At 71.1% G+C, this 16,523-nt stretch carries 17 protein-coding genes and 1 pseudogene; 7 read left to right on the forward strand and 11 right to left on the reverse strand.

The window, feature by feature from the left end:
• Positions 1–22 precede the first annotated feature (22 nt).
• The 3 genes and pseudogenes from ACXJMZ_RS21075 to ACXJMZ_RS21085 form a co-directional block, all read right to left on the reverse strand.
• Positions 23–1,603: a S8 family peptidase gene (locus tag ACXJMZ_RS21075; RefSeq protein ID WP_457031611.1), complete on the reverse strand. Its 1,581-nt coding sequence runs from the start codon at positions 1,601–1,603 to the stop codon at positions 23–25.
• A gap of 280 nt (positions 1,604–1,883) precedes the next feature.
• Positions 1,884–2,339, reverse strand: a complete 456-nt coding sequence (locus tag ACXJMZ_RS21080; protein ID WP_457031612.1) for a DUF3291 domain-containing protein — start codon at positions 2,337–2,339, stop codon at positions 1,884–1,886.
• Between the two features lie 79 nt (positions 2,340–2,418).
• A pseudogene (locus ACXJMZ_RS21085) lies at positions 2,419–2,769 on the reverse strand (winged helix-turn-helix transcriptional regulator); the annotation flags it as partial.
• A 98-nt stretch (positions 2,770–2,867) separates the two neighbouring features.
• Here ACXJMZ_RS21085 and ACXJMZ_RS21090 point away from each other — a divergent pair.
• Positions 2,868–4,079 (forward strand): pyridoxal phosphate-dependent aminotransferase, encoded by a 1,212-nt coding sequence (locus ACXJMZ_RS21090; protein ID WP_057228904.1) that lies wholly within the window; start codon positions 2,868–2,870, stop codon positions 4,077–4,079.
• A gap of 52 nt (positions 4,080–4,131) precedes the next feature.
• Positions 4,132–4,719, forward strand: a complete 588-nt coding sequence (locus tag ACXJMZ_RS21095) for a GNAT family N-acetyltransferase (RefSeq protein WP_457031613.1) — start codon at positions 4,132–4,134, stop codon at positions 4,717–4,719.
• A gap of 7 nt (positions 4,720–4,726) precedes the next feature.
• Here ACXJMZ_RS21095 and ACXJMZ_RS21100 read toward each other — a convergent pair whose 3' ends face one another.
• The 4 genes from ACXJMZ_RS21100 to ACXJMZ_RS21115 all read right to left on the reverse strand — a co-directional run bounded on the left by ACXJMZ_RS21100 (position 4,727) and on the right by ACXJMZ_RS21115 (position 6,906).
• A complete protein-coding gene (locus ACXJMZ_RS21100) occupies positions 4,727–5,422 on the reverse strand; it encodes a GNAT family N-acetyltransferase (protein WP_457031614.1) in 696 nt (231 codons plus the stop codon).
• A gap of 108 nt (positions 5,423–5,530) precedes the next feature.
• Positions 5,531–5,872 (reverse strand): SHOCT domain-containing protein, encoded by a 342-nt coding sequence (locus tag ACXJMZ_RS21105; RefSeq protein WP_457031615.1) that lies wholly within the window; start codon positions 5,870–5,872, stop codon positions 5,531–5,533.
• A gap of 5 nt (positions 5,873–5,877) precedes the next feature.
• Positions 5,878–6,321: a DUF6325 family protein gene (locus ACXJMZ_RS21110; protein ID WP_457031616.1), complete on the reverse strand. Its 444-nt coding sequence runs from the start codon at positions 6,319–6,321 to the stop codon at positions 5,878–5,880.
• Between the two features lie 93 nt (positions 6,322–6,414).
• A complete protein-coding gene (locus ACXJMZ_RS21115) occupies positions 6,415–6,906 on the reverse strand; it encodes a GNAT family N-acetyltransferase (RefSeq protein ID WP_457031666.1) in 492 nt (163 codons plus the stop codon).
• A gap of 80 nt (positions 6,907–6,986) precedes the next feature.
• Here ACXJMZ_RS21115 and ACXJMZ_RS21120 point away from each other — a divergent pair, with 80 nt between their 5' ends.
• A complete protein-coding gene (locus ACXJMZ_RS21120; RefSeq protein ID WP_457031617.1) occupies positions 6,987–7,319 on the forward strand; it encodes a YnfA family protein in 333 nt (110 codons plus the stop codon).
• Positions 7,320–7,400: 81 nt separating this feature from the next.
• Positions 7,401–7,886: a peroxiredoxin gene (locus ACXJMZ_RS21125; RefSeq protein ID WP_457031618.1), complete on the forward strand. Its 486-nt coding sequence runs from the start codon at positions 7,401–7,403 to the stop codon at positions 7,884–7,886.
• 228 nt (positions 7,887–8,114) lie between these two features.
• Here ACXJMZ_RS21125 and ACXJMZ_RS21130 read toward each other — a convergent pair whose 3' ends face one another.
• Together ACXJMZ_RS21130 and ACXJMZ_RS21135 are read right to left on the reverse strand one after the other, a co-directional pair.
• Positions 8,115–9,266, reverse strand: a complete 1,152-nt coding sequence (locus ACXJMZ_RS21130; protein ID WP_457031619.1) for a S1 family peptidase — start codon at positions 9,264–9,266, stop codon at positions 8,115–8,117.
• 156 nt (positions 9,267–9,422) lie between these two features.
• Entirely contained in the window at positions 9,423–10,028 is a 606-nt protein-coding gene (locus ACXJMZ_RS21135; RefSeq protein ID WP_457031620.1) for a PadR family transcriptional regulator, read from the reverse strand.
• A 65-nt stretch (positions 10,029–10,093) separates the two neighbouring features.
• Here ACXJMZ_RS21135 and ACXJMZ_RS21140 point away from each other — a divergent pair, with 65 nt between their 5' ends.
• The gene (locus ACXJMZ_RS21140) at positions 10,094–11,308 is read left to right on the forward strand and encodes an FAD-dependent oxidoreductase (protein WP_457031621.1); all 1,215 of its coding nucleotides are present in this window, start codon (positions 10,094–10,096) and stop codon (positions 11,306–11,308) included.
• 45 nt (positions 11,309–11,353) lie between these two features.
• Here the strand turns inward: ACXJMZ_RS21140 and ACXJMZ_RS21145 are convergent, their stop codons facing one another.
• Positions 11,354–12,112 carry a GNAT family N-acetyltransferase gene (locus ACXJMZ_RS21145; RefSeq protein ID WP_457031622.1) on the reverse strand — a complete coding sequence of 253 codons (759 nt, stop codon included), beginning with the start codon at positions 12,110–12,112 and terminating at the stop codon, positions 11,354–11,356.
• A gap of 23 nt (positions 12,113–12,135) precedes the next feature.
• Positions 12,136–14,469, reverse strand: coding sequence for a glycosyl hydrolase family 95 catalytic domain-containing protein (locus tag ACXJMZ_RS21150; RefSeq protein ID WP_457031623.1), 2,334 nt, complete (start codon positions 14,467–14,469; stop codon positions 12,136–12,138).
• Between the two features lie 415 nt (positions 14,470–14,884).
• Here ACXJMZ_RS21150 and ACXJMZ_RS21155 point away from each other — a divergent pair, with 415 nt between their 5' ends.
• Both ACXJMZ_RS21155 and ACXJMZ_RS21160 read left to right on the forward strand, forming a co-directional pair.
• The gene (locus tag ACXJMZ_RS21155; RefSeq protein ID WP_457031624.1) at positions 14,885–15,358 is read left to right on the forward strand and encodes a Dps family protein; all 474 of its coding nucleotides are present in this window, start codon (positions 14,885–14,887) and stop codon (positions 15,356–15,358) included.
• A 143-nt stretch (positions 15,359–15,501) separates the two neighbouring features.
• Positions 15,502–16,494, forward strand: a complete 993-nt coding sequence (locus ACXJMZ_RS21160; RefSeq protein ID WP_457031625.1) for a hypothetical protein — start codon at positions 15,502–15,504, stop codon at positions 16,492–16,494.
• Positions 16,495–16,523: the final 29 nt, after the last annotated feature.

Here is a 16,523-nt window from a genome sequence, read left to right on the forward strand (position 1 = left end):
CGACTCAACTGCTGACCAGGCGTCAGAACTGCAGCGCCCAGCGGTCGATCTTGCCGATGTCGGCGGCGGCGTTGTCGCTCACCCGCAGCTTCCAGACGCCGTTGGCGACCTCGGCGGAGGCGTTCACGGTGAAGGTCCCGATCACGTTGTCGGCGCTGCCGCCGTCACCGTAGTTCTTGATCAGGTAGGTCGAGCCGTCGGGCGCGACCAGGTCCACCTTCAGGTCGCCCTTGTAGGTGTGCTTGATGTCCACCTCGACGCTCAGCGCGGCCGGGGCGTTGCCGGTGACACCGCTGACGGTGACCGGCGACTCGACGGTGGTGTTGTCGGCGATCGCGTAGTCACCGGCGTTCTCGAACTTCGGCCCGGTGGGCGGGGTGGTGGTGCCGGAGCCGACGTACAGCAGCTTGTTCGGCGAGCCGGTGCCGGGGCTGGTCACCACGCCGCTGGTGGCGTTGTTCACCAGGGCGGTGGCCACCTGGGCCGGGGTGTCGGTGCGGTGGTCGGCCAGCCAGAGGGCGGCCGCGCCGACCACGTGCGGGGTGGCCATCGAGGTGCCCGAGATGGTGTTGGTGGCGGTGTCGCCGCTGTTCCAGGACGACGTGATGCTGGAGCCGGGCGCGAACAGGTCCACCAGGCTGCCGTAGTTGGAGAAGCTGGACCGCGCGTCGGTGCTGGTGGTCGACCCCACGGTGATGGCCTCGGAGACCCGGGCCGGCGAGTGCGTGCTGGCGTTCTGGTTGTCGTTGCCCGCCGCGACCCCGTAGGTGATGCCGGAGGCGATCGACCTGCGGACGGCGGCGTCGAGCACGTCGTCCACGCCACCGCCGAGGCTCATGTTGGCCACGGCCGGCTTGACCGCGTGGGCGGTCACCCAGTCGATGCCCGCGACGACCTGCTCGGTGGTGCCGGAGCCGGAGTTGTCGAGCACCCGGACCGCGACGATCTTCGCCTTCTTGGCCACCCCGTACGAGCTGCCCGCGACCGTACCGGCGACGTGCGTGCCGTGGCCGTAGCCGTCCTGGGCGGTGTTGTCGTTGTCGATCGCGTCGTAGCCGTCGCTGGCCCGGCCGCCGAACTCGCTGTGGCTGATCCGGACCCCGGTGTCGATGATGTAGGCGGTGACGCCCTCACCGGCGGTGTCGGGGTAGCTGTAACTGCTGTTCAGCGGCAGCGCCTTCTGGTCGATCCGGTCCAGGCCCCAGGACGGCGGGCTCGGCTGGGTAGCGTCGACGTGGAAGGTCCGGTTCTGCGAGACCTTGGCGACCGCCGGGTCGGCGGCCAGCCGCTTGGCCTGCGCCTCGGAGAGCTGGGCGGCGAAGCCGTTCAGGGCCGCCGAGTAGACCCGGGTGATCCGGGCGCCGTACTTCTGCGCCAGGGCCTGCCCGTGGTCCGAACTCGCGGCCGCTACACCCTGGTTGAGCACCACGATGTAGCTGTCCTTGACGGTGCCCGGGGCGCCGGCGTTGGCGATCACGCCTTCGGCCGGGGCCGCGGCCGCGGCCGCCGCGGGCAGCGCCGAGCCGACCCCGAGGGCCAGCACGGCCGCGATGGCCGCCGTGGCGGCGACCAGGCCGCGTCGGGAGGGACGTATCACTGCCATCAGAGGGTTCCTCCTAGGTGGGGGCGGTACGTGCTCAACTTCCCGGTGGGATCCGGCACATGGGGTCCGGTCCGGGCGTGACGACACAGCGGGCCCATGCAGAATCATTCATGCCCATGACAAACAGGGGACGACATGGGCCCCGTGCTGCGTTTCCGGCCGTCAGCGAAAGATTGACCCACCGACGGCCGGACGCACAAGAGCTGGGAACGATTGTCACGTGCAGGACACAATCGGATGGCAGCCAATCACCGCCCGTACGACCGGCCTTGATGATCCGTCAGATCCGATCGGGCGCCGGGAAGGTCTCACGGAGCGTGAACACCTCCGCCGACGGCCCCTTCGCCCGCAGCTCGACCAGCTTCCGCTCGGCCTCCGCGACGGTCGGCAGGTGACCGGCCGGCACCCACCAGAGCGCGGTCATCGCCTCGCCCACCCGGGCGAACCACTCCCGACGGCGGCGCAGCACCGCGATGTGCTCGGGGCTGTAGACGAAGGTCTCCAGCGCGTCCGGACCCCGCCAGACCGACATGTTGACGATCAGCCAGTCGTCCTCGAAGATCCGCACCGTCCCGTCGGTGGCGGAGTCGGCGAGCCGCCAGACGAAACCCTCGGCGCTCTCGGCGAGCGCGTTGACCGGATCCAGGGCGGTGACGAAGTCGGCGAGTTCGGGGCCGTCGATCGGGAAGAGCAGCCGGGAAATGTTGATCTGCGCGAGCTGGTGATGGGCCGTCATGGGGCGGACGATAGCCCGGACGGCCGATCGGCCCCCGGCAATTTCAGCCCTTGGTCGCCCCCGCCGGGTCACCGGTCACCCAGTGCTCCCGGACGGCGTCGGTCGGCCGGGGTTCACCCAGCGCCTCCAGCCCCCAGACCCCCAGCGCGTCCACCACCGGACGCAGCGTCAGGCCGCGCTCGGTGAGCTGGTAGACCACCGCGTTGGCGGGGCGTTCCAGCTTGCGGCGCCCCACCACGCCCTCGCCCTCGAGCTGCTTGAGCCGGGTGGCCAGGATGTCGGTCGACACCCCGGGCAGGTCGGCGTGCAGGTCGGTGTAGCGGCGTGGTCCGGCCAGGAGTTCACGGACGATCAGGAGACTCCAGCGCTCCCCCACCGCGTCCAGGGCGCGGGCGACGGCGCAGTACTGGTCGTAGCTTCGGCGTGACATGTGGATCAGCATAGCCAAAAGGTTGGACTTTCCAAGTGCTTACTTGGTAGAACAAAGCAACCGAATGATGGCGCGGTGCGACGGTCCAGGAGGCCGCAGTGGAGTTTCGGCAGTCCAGCAAGCTGGCGGGCGTGTGTTACGAGATCCGCGGCCCGGTGGTCGAGCAGGCCAACGCGCTCGAGGAGGCCGGGCACAGCGTGCTGCGGCTGAACACCGGAAACCCGGCCCCGTTCGGCTTCGAGGCGCCGGAGGAGATCCTCCAGGACATCATCCGGAACCTCCCCAACGCGCACGGCTACAGCGACTCGCGCGGCATCCTGCCCGCCCGCCGCGCGGTGGTGCAGTACTACCAGCAGCGCGGGGTCGAGGGAGTGACGGTCAATGACGTCTACCTGGGCAACGGGGCCTCCGAGCTGATCCAGATGGCGGTCCAGGCGCTGGTCGACGACGGCGACGAAGTCCTGGTCCCCGCACCGGACTTCCCGCTCTGGACGGCCGTGGTCCGGCTGGCCGGCGGCAAGGCGGTGCACTACCTGTGCGACGAGGAGGCGGAGTGGTACCCCGACCTCGACGACATCGCCTCGAAGATCAACCACCGCACCAAGGCCATCGTGGTCATCAACCCGAACAACCCGACCGGCGCGGTCTACCCGAAGGAACTGCTGCTCGGCATCCTCGAACTCGCCCGCCGGCACGGCCTGATGGTGCTCGCCGACGAGATCTACGACAAGATCCTGTACGACGGCGTCGAGCACCACTGCCTCGCCGCGCTCGCCGACGACGTCATCACCCTCACCTTCAACGGCCTCTCCAAGGCGTACCGGGTGGCGGGCTTCCGCAGCGGCTGGCTGGTGGTCTCCGGCCCCAAGCAGCACGCCAAGGACTACCTGGAGGGGCTCACCATGCTCGCGGGCATGCGCCTGTGCCCCAACGTCCCGGCCCAGTACGCGGTGCAGGCCGCCCTCGGCGGCCACCAGTCGATCCAGGACCTCACGCTGCCGAACGGCCGCCTCACCGAACAGCGCGACGTCACCTGGCGGGCGCTCAACGAGATCCCCGGCGTCAGCTGCGTCAAGCCCAAGGGCGCGCTGTACGCCTTCGCCAAGCTGGACCCGGCCGTGCACCGGATCGTCGACGACGAGCGTTTCGTGCTCGACCTGCTGCTCCGCGAGAAGATCCACATCGTCCAGGGCACCGGCTTCAACTGGCCCCGCCCGGACCACTTCCGCTTCGTCACCCTCCCCCGGGCCGACGACCTGGAGACCGCGATCAGCCGGATCGGCCGGTTCCTCACCACCTACCGGCAGTAGGCCCGGCCAAGATCGCTGGCGTGGCGGCGGGGCTTTCTGGCACGATGCCGCGATGACCAGTGTCTGGCCTCCGCCTCCCGTCGTTCCCGCCGGCCGGATGGCCGCGAGCGAGCAGCCCGTGCTCGACCTGCCGGGAGGCCTGGAGCTCCGGCCCTGGCAGCCGGACGACGCGGAGAGCCTGCTGACCGCGAGCCGCGATCCGGACATCCGGCAGTGGAACCTCTTCGCGCTCGGGACACCGGAGGAGGCGCGCGAGCGGATCGGCCGGATGCACGAACGCTGGCGTGCCGAGCAGGGCGCGATCTGGGCGATCGCCCGCCCCGGTGACGTGGCCGTCGGCCTGACCGGCTGGAACGAGATCGACCTCCGGGGCGGCAGCGCCGAGATCCTCTACTGGCTCCTGCCGCCCGCTCGGGGCGGCGGCGTGGCCGTGGCCGCCACCGAGCGGATCAGCCGGTGGGCACTGGACGAGCTCGGCCTGCACCGGCTCGGGCTGCGCCACTCGGTGGCCAACCCGGCCTCCTGCCGGGTGGCGGAGAAGTCCGGCTACCGGCTCGAAGGCACCCTGCGCAGCTCCCAGCTGCACGCCGACGGCTGGCACGACATGCACCTGCACGCCCTGCTCCAGGGCGAACTCTGACCGACCGTCACCCGGCCGAGCCGGGCACCCGGACGCCCGTGAAGGTGATCGCGCGCCGGAGCCGGAAGCCCAGCGCCTCGTACAGCCGGATCGCGTTGGTGTTGTCGCCCGCCGCGTGCAGGAACGGTACCTCGCCGCGCTCCCGGATCCCTGCCGTCACCGCCAGGATCAGCCGGGACGCCAGCCCCTCGCCCCGGTACCCGGGGTCGGTGCAGACCGCGCTGATCTCGGTGTGCCCGGGCGGGTGCATCCGCTCGCCCGCCATCGCGATCAGCACCCCGTCCCGGCGGACGCCCAGGTAGCAGCCCATCTCGATGGTCCTGGTCCGGAACGGCCCCGGCCGGGTCCGCTCGACCAGTGCGAGCATCTCCGGCACGTCGGCGGGCCCCAGCCCGACCACCTCGGGGTCCGCCTTGCCGAGCACGTCCTCGCCGGTCAGCTGCACGCCGTCGACGCGGAAGACCACCGCCCAGTCCTCCGGCGGCGCGACCGCCGCGTCGACCGCGAGCAGCACCACCGCGCCCGGCCCGGCCAGTGCGGCCAGGTCCGCCCAGTCCGCCGCCTGCGGCCGGTCCGGCAGTCCGTGAAAGGGCGTCACATCCCCGGGGTACCGCACCGCCTGCCCCCGCCGCTCGGCGAACGGCGCGTGCGGCCCGGTCAGCGACGCCACGACCGGGTTGTCCAGCGGATGCGACTCGGACATCAGGTTCCGGCTCCGATCTCCCACGCCCGCTCAGCGTGGCCCGGATCATCGTAACCAGGGCAGCTCCGGCTCCAACGGCTGACCAGGCGGGCTAAGACCGACGGCCCGTCAGGACCCCAGCACGCGCGCCTTCTCGGCGGCGAACTCCTCGTCGGTCAGCAGGCCGTTGGCCTTCAGCTCGGCCAGCGCCGTGAGCTTGCCGATCCGGTCCTCGGCCGGAGCCGGTGCTGCGGCGGGCGGCGGCTGCTGGCTCGCGACCTGCGCGGCCGCCTGGGCGGCGGCCTGGTCGACCATCGCCTGCTGCTGCGCGGCGGCCGTCTGTTCCTGCTGGGCGTTGCGATCGGCCGCGCCGCGCTGCATCCGCCCGGACACCGCCGTGGCCGTACCGGCCACCACTGCGGTCCTGGCCACCGTCCCGAGCAGGCCGGGTCGTCCCATCCGTCGGCGCATCGCGCTCAGAGCTCCTTGTCCAGTGCGGTGATGGCCGCCACGACCTCGTCGCGCGGAATGCGCTCCAGGAACAGCACCCGCCCGTCGGAGTTGCGCAGCGCGGCCGCCAGCCGGGCCGCCCAGGTGTTCTCCCAGACCAGCACCAGGGCCGACGACCCGGGCTCCAGGTCGGCCGCCACGGCCTGCAGATCGTCCTCGCTGAGCAGGTCGAACTCGGCCTGGGTGGCGCGCTCGAACGCGGCCGCCACCTCGGAGTCGGCGACCTCGATCACCTCGACCCCGCCGTCACGCTCCTTGCGGATGAAGGTGAGGTCGAGGATCCGGATCGTCCCGCTCTCCTGAAGGTCGAGCAGGGCCGGAGCAATGCTGCCGTTGAACCGGCTGCCGTCGAACGCGACCACCGCAACGTCCACCGGACCGACCGTGTCGACTGTGAGATTTCCGGGCACTCCGCACCGTCCTTCGGTTCATGATCTGACGAACTCTCAAATCAGAACATAACGGACAGGCTCTCCTTGGGCGACCCGACCCGCTACCGCTCACTACAGGCGGCGCTGCCAGGTCTGGCCGACGAGGTCGTGCCCGAAGCTGTGGTGGGGCTCCTCGGCGACGAGTTCGAAGCCGTGCTTCCGGTAGATCTGCCGGGCCGAGCTCAGCACGTCGTTGGTCCACAGGGTGATCGCCTCGTACCCGGCGGTCCGCGCGAAGTGCAGGCACTCCTCGACCAGCCGGGCTCCCAGACCCAGACCCCGCGCGGCCGGATCGACGAGCAGCAGGCGCAGCTTCGCGGTCCGGTCGTCCGCGCGAACGCAGAAGACGCAGCCGGCCCGCTCCCCGTCGACCTCCGCGATCCACGCCGCCTGCGGCCCGGGCTCCGTCCCGTCGGCGTAGTCGGCGACGATCCGGGCGACGAGCGTTTCGAAGCTCGCGTCCCAGCCGAACTCCCGGTCGTAGAACTCACCGTGCGCCAACACCGTCCAGCCCAGGTCTCCGGGCCTGTCGAGCAGCCGGACGACCACCTCGCGCTCCGCCATCATGTCCCCACTCGCACCCTCTACTGCAACGACTGTTTCAGTAGACCAGCCCCCCGACGCAGCGCCACTAGGCTCCCCTCATGCCCGTGCTCCGCTCCGCCGCCCTGTTCGCAGTCGCCGCCGTCGCCGAGATCGGCGGCTGCTGGCTGATCTGGCAGAGCGTCCGCGAAGCCCGCCCCTGGTGGCTGGCCGGCCTCGGCATCGTCCTCCTCGGCGGCTACGGCTTCGTCGCCGCCCTCCAGCCCGACTCCAATTTCGGCCGCGTCCTCGCCGCCTACGGTGGTGTCTTCGTGGCCGGCTCCCTGCTCTGGGGCATGGCCGTCGACGGCTTCCGCCCCACCCGCTCCGACGTCCTCGGCGCGGTGATCTGCCTGGCCGGCGTCGCGGTCATCATGTACGGCCCCCGCCGCTGACACCTGACGGGCGTCCTCGGCGCAGCCGCCGGGAGCAAGTACAGTGCCAGAGGCACTGCTTCAGTACGGGAGGGAAGTTCCATGGCCAAGCCGCCCGAGGTCGGAGCGTCGGCTCCGTCGTTCACACTGCCCGGCCTCCTGTTGGCCGAGGACCTCGCGGAGCGACGCGAGTACCGGTTGGAGGAGGCCAAGGGCCGTCCGCTGGTGCTGGTGTTCTACCCAGGGGACGACACCCCGGTCTGCACGAAGCAGCTCTGCGAGTACACCTCGGACCTGGACCGCTTCAAGGACCTGGGCGCCACCGTCTGGGGCATCAGCCCGCAGGACCTGGACAGCCACGAACGCTTCGCCCGCAAGCACCGGCTGGCCTTCCCCCTGCTCGCCGACCCGGACCGCGCCGTCGCGCGGGCGTACGGGATCAGCGTGCCCGGTCTGGGGCTGCGCCGGTCGGTCTTCATCCTGGACGCCGGCGGCACGGTGACCTGGCGTCACATCGCCCTGGCCGGCCTGACCTTCCAGCACACCGACACCCTGACCGCCCAGCTGGCCACGCTCGCGGAGGGCTGAGTCAGCGCACGTAGTTCTTGAGGATCTCGGTCGGCACTGTGAACCCGACCGGTGACGGCAGGTCGACGTCGTTGCCGTACGCCCGAATCACCGTGGTGCGGTAGCGCCCGCCGGCCGGCTCGCCCGCTCCAGCAGGTCACCAAATGCTGACCGGCGGGCCGATTCCTGGTCCGCACTCGCCGTCGCACCGTAAGAACAGCCGGTGCGACGGCGAGTTGGTGCAGCCCGTCAGGCGGTGACCAGGGTGAGCCCGTACCGCCAGAGGATCGGGTTGACCGGCTGGAACCAGGTCTGGCCGCCGCTGCGGCAGTCGCCCCAGCCGCCCGAGGTCACGCCCTGGGCCTGGTCACCGGTGATGAACGAGCCGCCGGAGTCGCCGGGTTCGGCGCAGACACTGGTCCTGGTCATCCCGTAGACCGCGCCGGCGCTGTAGTTGATCGTCTCGTTCCGGCCGAGGACGGTGCCGCAGTGCCAGTGCGTGGTGGAGCCGGACCGGCAGACCGACGACCCGACCGGTGCCTCCCACGAGCCGCGCACCAGAGCGTCGCTGACGGTCCCCCAGCCGAGCACGACCGGCGCCGTCCACCAGCCGCCGCCGATCTGGATGTAGGAGTAGTCGTTGCCGGGGAAGGTGGATCCCGCGAACGTGCCCATCCAGGAACCGTCCCAGCCGACCACGCTGCTGCCGGCCCCGCCACAGTGCCCGGCGCTGACGAAGCCGCCGTGCACCGAGAAACCTATCGAGCAGCGGGTGTTGCCGTTGATGTAGTACGGATCACCGCCGACCGTGCCCGCCGAGAAGGTCTGCGGGGTTCGGCCGGAGGTCTCCTCGACCACCACCGGTCCGGCCGCGCCGGCCGCGGCGATGAACGCCTCCACCCGCGCGTCCTGCCGGGCGCCGGTGGCCACCTCGACCACCACCGCACCGCGCCGGGGGTCGACCCGCCAACTGCTCACCCCGGCCGGAGCCGAGGACCGACGGCTGTGGGCGTCGATGGCGGCCTTCGTCCGGTCGAGGGCCGCCTCGGTGTGGGCGACAGTCGTGGTGTCGGCTCCCACCGCCCGGATCCGGTCGCTGCGGGCGAGGTCGGTGAGTCCGACCACGAGCCTGCCACGCGCGGGGTCGAACCAGGATCCACCGAACGCCTCACCGGCCAACTCCCTTACCTGCGGCGCAAGTCGGGACGCCGTCTGCTCGGCGGCCAGCCGTGCCGTCGCCTGACTCTCGGTCAGGCCGAGGTCACGCTGGAGCGCGCTCACCAGACCGGGCGTCAACTGCCCGGCCGCAGGGGCGGCCGAGGCGCCGGAGAGGCCGAGCCCGAGGGTGGTGAAGAGCAGGAGGGCGGACATAGCTGCCCGCGCCACATTCGTTCGCCGCATTCTGGTTCTCTCCTTGATTCGGGGCTTCGATTCACGGTGAGAGCGCTCTCACGAACTCCTGTGTGGGAGTGTGCTGCCGTGACCCGAGCCCGTCAAGGCACTCAACCTCCTTGTTTTGAGCTGTACTTGCCGAGACGGTCGAAGCTGCCTCGACAGTCACCCATCCCCGCCTGCGTATGCGATCAGTTCCTCGGGTGACCAGGCCAGCCGTCCGTCCGCGAGCTCGGCCAGGACGCCTTGGACCCATGCCAGCTCCGCCGCCGTCATCGTGCGCACGTACTCCAGTTCCAGCGTCGCGATCCGCGGCAGCCCGCTCTCCGCTTCCCGGGCGAGCTCCGCCTCATGCCGAGCGAGCGCCGCCCCCAATACCTCGACGCGGCGGCTGAGCGCATCCCGCAGCATCTCCGGCGTCAGCATCATGAGCAGCGACAGCGCGGCGGGAAACTCCGGGAACTCCTGCTTCGGCGTGGAGAGCATCTCGTCGAGCCAGCGGTGCGCCGTCTCGCTGCCCGCATCGGTGACCTCGTAGACCGTGCGCTCCGGGTACTGCGCGTCCCGGCCCGTCTCCCGGACGGCGATCAGTCCGGCAGTGAGCAGGCGGTCCATGGTCCGGTACAGGCCGGCCCGCTGGCCGACGTTGACGACCTGGTCCTTGCCCCACTCCTTGAGCAGACGCTGGACGCCGTAGGGATGCAGCGGTTTGTAGTGCAGCAGGGCAAGGACGGTCAGAGCGAGGGGGGAACTCCGGGGCGCAGTACTCATGGGCTCGATGCTATCCACTGTCGAACTAGTTGCTAAGACACTAGTAACAATGCAACTATCTAGCCATGACGAACTCGACTGGCACGACGAACGGCAAGGTCCGCTCCGCACTGGTCATCGGCGGTGGTATCGCCGGTCCCGTCACCGCCATGGCGCTGCAGCAGGCGGGCATCGAGGCGACGATCTTCGAGGCGTACGGCGCCCCGGCCGACGAGGTCGGCGGCGGCATGGGCCTGGCGGCGAACGGATTCCAGGCGTTCGACGCGATCGGTGTGGGCGATGCGGTCCGCGCGGTCAGCACCCAGATGAACGGCATCGTGCTGCGGAGCTGGAACGGCAGGAAACTGGCCGAGTTCGGCACGCTGCCCGGTATCGACCCGATGCGCTTCGTGCTCCGCGCGGAGCTGTTTCGCGCCTTGCGTGAGGCAGCCGAGGAGCGGGGTCTGACCACCGTCTACGGCAAGCGCATCGTCGACGCGAGCGAGGACGCCGACGGTGTCACCGCGCGCTTCGAGGACGGCAGCACGGCGACCGCCGACGTGCTGATCGGCGCGGACGGGCTGCGTTCCACGGTGCGCCGCCTGATCGACCCGGCCGCCCCGGCGCCGCAGTTCGCGGGTACGGCCGGGTTCGGCGCGATGGTTGCCGACGCCGGCGTCGCGCCCACCGACGGCATGATGCAGATGACCTTCGGCAAGCGGTGCTTCTTTGCCTGGCACGTCTTCGCCGACGGCACGGCCGTCTGGTTCATCAACCTGCCGGTGGCGCAGCCGCTCTCGTTCAACGAGCAGCGCGAGCGCGGCGGCGCGTACTGGCTCGAGCACCTGGCGAAAGCCTGCGAGGGCGACGCCACCCCGGCGGAGCGGATGCTGGCGGCCACCGACCCGGAGACGATGCTCTTCACCGGCAGTACCGAGAGCATGCCGCGGTCGGTGCGCTGGAGCCGCGGCCGCATGGTCCTCACCGGGGACGCAGCCCATGCACCCTCCGCCAGCTCGGGCCAGGGCGCCTCGATCGCCGCGGAGAGCTCGGTCGAACTCGCCCGCTGCCTGCGCGACCTGACCCTGCCTCAGGCATTGGTCCGCTACGAGGAGCTACGCCGGACCCGGGTGGAGCGGATCATCAAGGAGACCGCCCGCACCAACGCCCGCAAGGCCGCGGGCCCCGTCGCGCGGGTGATCCGCGACGCGGTGCTGCCGACGATGTTCAAGCTGATGAAACCCGAGAAGAACGCCTGGCAGTTCCAGTACCCGATCGACTTCGACGCCCCGGTGGGGTGATGACCGGAATCGGGCCCCGCGACGCACGAGCAGGAGGCGGCCAGGTCAGGAGCGGGTGAACGCGTGGCACTCACCGATCGGCACGAAGCCGCGCCGGGCGTACCAGTGCATCGGCCAGTCCTCGGCGTCGGCGACCAGGAAGCGCAGCGGCTGTTCGGCGGCCAGGTGCAGGGCGGTGGTGAGCACGGTGTCGCCGTGGCCCTGGCCGGTGTGGTCCAGGGCGGTGACCAGGTCCTCGATCTGGGCGATGCCCGCGGCGGGGTCACGGTAGAGGTCGGCCCAGGCGGCGACCCGGCCGTCGGTGCTGCGCGCGCCGAGGAAGAGCACCTCCGGCGCTCCGTTCCGGCGGGCCTCCCGACGGGTGATCAGCTGCTCGATGGCCTCCTCGGAGACCTCCGGCATCCAGTCCCGCAGCCGGGCCCGGTACGGGACCGCCAGTTCGGGGAGCTCCACCGGCGCGGCGAGCACCGACGGAGCCGGGGTCGGGCCCCGGTGGGCGAGCACCACCTCGGTCATGTGCTGGTACCCGGCCGCCTCGAAGAGCGGTACGCACGCGGCACCCGACTCGGCGTCGTAGACGGTCAGTTGGCGGTGCCGGACCTGCGCGAGCGCCGCGTCCGCCAGGGTCAGCAGGGCGGCCGGCCCGACGGCGCCGTCGATGTGCAGCTGGTTGTGCTCGTACGACAGCGGGAAGGCCGCGTTCAGAGCCAGGAAGCCCCCCGCCACCTCCCGGACCTCGGTGGCCTGGCGGCGGGCGAAGGCGGTCCGGAAGGCGTTGGCACGCAGCAGCTCACTGGTCGGCATCAACCGATGGTAGGTCAGGGCGGTCAGCGGTCGAAGCGAATCGTCCGTTCCACCCCGGCCGTCAGCAGGTGCCGCACCGGAGCGTGCTTGCCCACCGGGCCCGACCGCACCGTCACCTCCTGGTCGACCGGGCTGCACAGCACCACGGTGACGGCCGCCGGGGACCAACTCAACGACCGCACCACCGCGCCGAATCGGGTCCGCAGCCCGTACAGGCGTCCGGACGGCAGTGCCTCGGGCAGCGCCGGGAGCAGCACCAGCCGGGCCGGGTCGGTGGCCGTGGCGGGGTGCGAGCGGAGCAGCATTTCGGTCAGCACGGCCGGCAGGGCGTGCGCGACGTCCGCGTTGTACACGTCCCGGTCGGGGTAGTGGCTGGTCATCAGGGAGCGGAAGTGAAAGCCCCGGAGCAGCAGTTGGGCCAGTTGGCGGCCCGCCAGCACCGGGTCGTCCAGCCGGGCGGCGGCCAGCGCGCGGTGCAGGTGGCCGTGCCCGGAGTGGTTCTCGTCGCCGCGCAGCAGCAGCGCCGTGCGGGCCGCCTCGGCCAGGGCCGGGGTGGTGTCGGGGCTGATCTCGTCCAGCGGCCAGACGGGGTAGAGGTGGCTGACGTGCCGGTGGTCGTAGCTGTCGCCGGACGACGGCCAGGCCCACTCGGCGAGTGCGCCGTCGGCGTTCACCCGGTAGCCCGGGAGCCTGGCGGCGACCGCCCGCCAGCGCGCGCCGGAGGCGGCGGTGTGCCGCTCGGTCAGGTCGGCGGCGGTGAGCAGGGCGTGCCGGGCGGCGGCCAGGTCCATCGTGGCGTTCACCGAGGCGGCGGCCGGGAGCCGGGTGCCGTCGGGGCCGGTCGGATGGTTCTCCGGGGAGTAGGAGGGGACCAGGACGAGCGCGCCCGAGGCGTCGGTCCGCGACAGGAAGTCGGTGTAGAAGTCCGCGACTTCTCCCAGCAGCGGCAGCAACTCCGCACGCAGGAAGGTCAGATCACCCGAGGTCTCGACGTGCTCGACCAACGGTTGCAGCAGCCAGTCCGCGCCGGCCGTCCAGAGGTGGTGCGCCCAGCTGTGGTTGAAGTGGTACTGCAGCCCGTTGGTACCGTCGGTGTGCGCAGGGGCGACCACCCCCCGGGCGCCGTAGAGCAACCGGGCGTTGGTGCGCCAGTCGGCCAGCTGACCCCGGATCAGCGCGGCCAGCGCCATGGTCACCTCGGGCAGGTCGCCGGTGGCTGCGGCGGCGACCTGCAGGTTGAGGTTGGCGTTGGTGGTGAACGCGCCGCCCCAGGCGGTGTGCCAGTCACCGGCCCAGAGGCCGCAGAGCCGGGGCGGCAGCACACCGGAGGCGGACAGCAGGTGGTACCGGCCGGCCGCGAACAGCGCCTCCAGCAGCGCGGGTCGGAGTACCGACGGGTCGGCCGCCTGACGCTCCAGCAGCTCGGCGGCGGGCTGCTGCCGGTCGGCCTCCGTCGCGCCGAGGTCCAACCCGACCCGGTCGTAGGCGGCGCCGTGCAGGGCGACGTGTCGCATCAGCAGCTCCCCGTGGTCGGCGGGCAGCCGGTACATCCCGGTGTCGAGTCGGCTCAACTCGGAGGTCGGGGAACCGACTTCCCCCCGGGCGGTCCGGGTCAGCACCAGCACCTCCGAAGCGCCGGAGACGTACACCCGGGGTCCGTCGCAGCGCACCGTACCGCCGGTCGCCACGATCCGGGCCGCGCCCCGGTAGCCGTACTCGCTGTCGGGGTAACGGGCTCGCAGGCGCAACAGGGCGGTGTCGCGCGGCAGTTCCGCCGAGCCGGGGATCTCGGCCGGCCGGTACACCGAGCGGACCGCCGCACGCAGGCCGTCCGGAGCACCCGGCAGCCGGCCGTCCAGGCCTATCTCGGCCTCGACCGTGCTCCCCTCGGGGGCGACCAGGCGCTGCACGACCACGTCGTCGGCCCGGGAGACGAAGCACTCGGCCAGCCACTCGCCACCGCCCTCCCGCCAGCGGGTGGTGACCACGCCGGTCCGGAAGTCCAGCTCCCGGCGGTACTCGGTGACCTCGCTCCGGCGCGAGCGCACCCAGCCGACGGCGAAGCCCGGGTGAAACGGCTGGACGTACCGAGGCTCCCAGTCGCCGCCGAACCGGCTGACCGCCGCCGCCTGTTCGCCCGCGAGCAACAGGTCCTGGACGGCCGCCAGCTCACCGGCCAGTGCGGGCGGCGCGACGCCCGACGCGGCGTCCGGCAGCACCAGGTCGTGATGGGTGATCACCACCGTCTCGGCGTCGGTCCGGCCGTGCACCAGCGCGCCGTGCCGGCCGTTGCCGCTCAGGTAGGCGTCCTCCCAGCGGGTGGCGGGGGCGGTGTCGTGGATGCCATGACGGGACATGAGGCGGGAAGCCTTCCTGGGGTGGTGATCGGCATGCACCGTCGAAGCACAGTGTCGAAGCGCTTCAACTTCGCGCCGAGGCTAGGACAGCGAACGGCGACACACAAGGGTTTGCACGCGCTTGACGCTTCAAGCCTTGACGGGACGCGGATCGGAGAACGCTCCCCCGACTGTGGCCTGGAACAGCCACGACAGCAGAAACCCGACGGACGGGCCGGTGAACGGCGCCTTGACAGTCCAGGGCATCACCCCCAACTTCGAAGCGCTTCGATCGACAGACCCCGAACGAACTCCACCCGGGCGCCTGGATTTCGGCCCCCTGCGGGGCTCGCCCAGTGGCGGCGAAATGACCGGCTTGTCCACTTCCCGTGGCATGCTGACCAGCGGAGTCGAACCCAGTCCAGGAGGCAACCCGATGTACGGAATCAAGAGCCCGCTGCCGGACACCGACCGCAAGGTCGTCGGTGAGGCACTGCAGGGGGCGCTGGTCGATCTGATCGATCTCTCCCTGGTGGCAAAGCAGTTGCACTGGAACGTGGTCGGCCCGCGGTTCCGTTCGGTCCACCTCCAGTTGGACGAGGTGGTGGCGCTGGCCCGGCTGCACTCCGACACCGTCGCCGAGCGGGCGGCCGCGATCGGCGTCTCGCCGGACGGCCGGGCCAAGACGGTCGCCGACACCAGCGGGATCTCCACCTCCCCCGAGGGCCAGGTGGTCGACTCGGCTGCCGTCGGCACTCTGGTCGACGCGCTCGCGGCCGTGATCACCCGGATGCGCGGCCGGATCGACGCCACCGCCGAGGCCGACCCGGTCAGCCAGGACATCCTGATCAGCCTCACCGCCGACCTGGAGAAGTACTCCTGGATGGCCCAGGCGGAGAACACCGCCTGACCCGTCCGGCCCCTGCCGACCCCGGCCGCCCACCGCGCTCTTCGGTGGGCGGCCTCGCCATGGCAGGATGATTGACCGAACGTCAACACACGGGGTGCGGGCGAAGGTTCGCAGGCGGACCGGGAGCAGGGGGGCAGGGCCGTATGAGCGGTGACAAGTTCGGGGTCTCGTTGACCGAGCTGGCCGAGATCCAGCGGGACTGGCAGCAGATGAGCGAGCGGATGGCCGAGATGAGCGCCAAGCTCGGCCAGATCAAGAGCACGGTGGCCAAGGCGGTCGCCACCGACCTGATGGCCGCGCCGTTCGCCGGGATCGTCGGCTTCGCCGCGGTGGCCGGCCAGGTGGCCGGCGAGGTCGCGGACATCAACGACCGGGCCGAGAAGCTCCAGCAGACCAAGGAGAAGCTCACCAAGGCGATCGCCGAGGACGTCCAGAAGCTCCAAGGTGTGATCAAGGCCTACCAGGAGGCGGACCGCAAGGCCGAGGAGGACCAGCGCAAGCAGGACAAGGACCGTCAGCAGCCGGACAAGCCGAAGCCCAGTGGCAACGACGACAGCCACGGCAACGGGAAGGGCAACGGCCACGGCAACGGCCACGGCAGTGACCAGGGCGGCAACGACCACGGCAACGACAGCGGTGACAAGGGCGACGACCCGGACGCGAAGCCGTCGCACGAGGGCAAGATCCCGGTCAAGGACGTCGAGTACAGCGGCCGGGGCTCGTGGAAGAGCGGCGAGGCCGCCGTCCGGGACTACATCGGCCAGACCCTGGACCTGATGGGCATCACCGACCCGAAGGCCCGCGAGCAGTGGACCAAGGGCCTGCTCACCATGGCCGGTCGCGAGTCCTCCTACAACTCCCTCCCGCTGGCCAACGGCTGGGACAGCAACGCCACCGGCCCGAAGCAGTCCGACGGCTACCCGGCGAACTCCTCACGCGGCCCCTGGCAGTGCATCCCGAGCACCTTCGCCGCCTACCACCAGCAGGGGACCTCGACCAACATCTACGACCCGGTCGCCAGTTGCGCGGCCTCGATGAACTACATGATGGACCGTTACAACGTCTCCAAGGACGGCCACGACCTGGCTTCCAAGGTCCAGCAGGCCAACCCCGGCAAGAGCGCCCGGGGTTACTGACGGCACGCACACCAGCAGCCGGGGGCGTG

The sequence above is a fragment of the Kitasatospora sp. P5_F3 genome, from assembly GCF_054049135.1.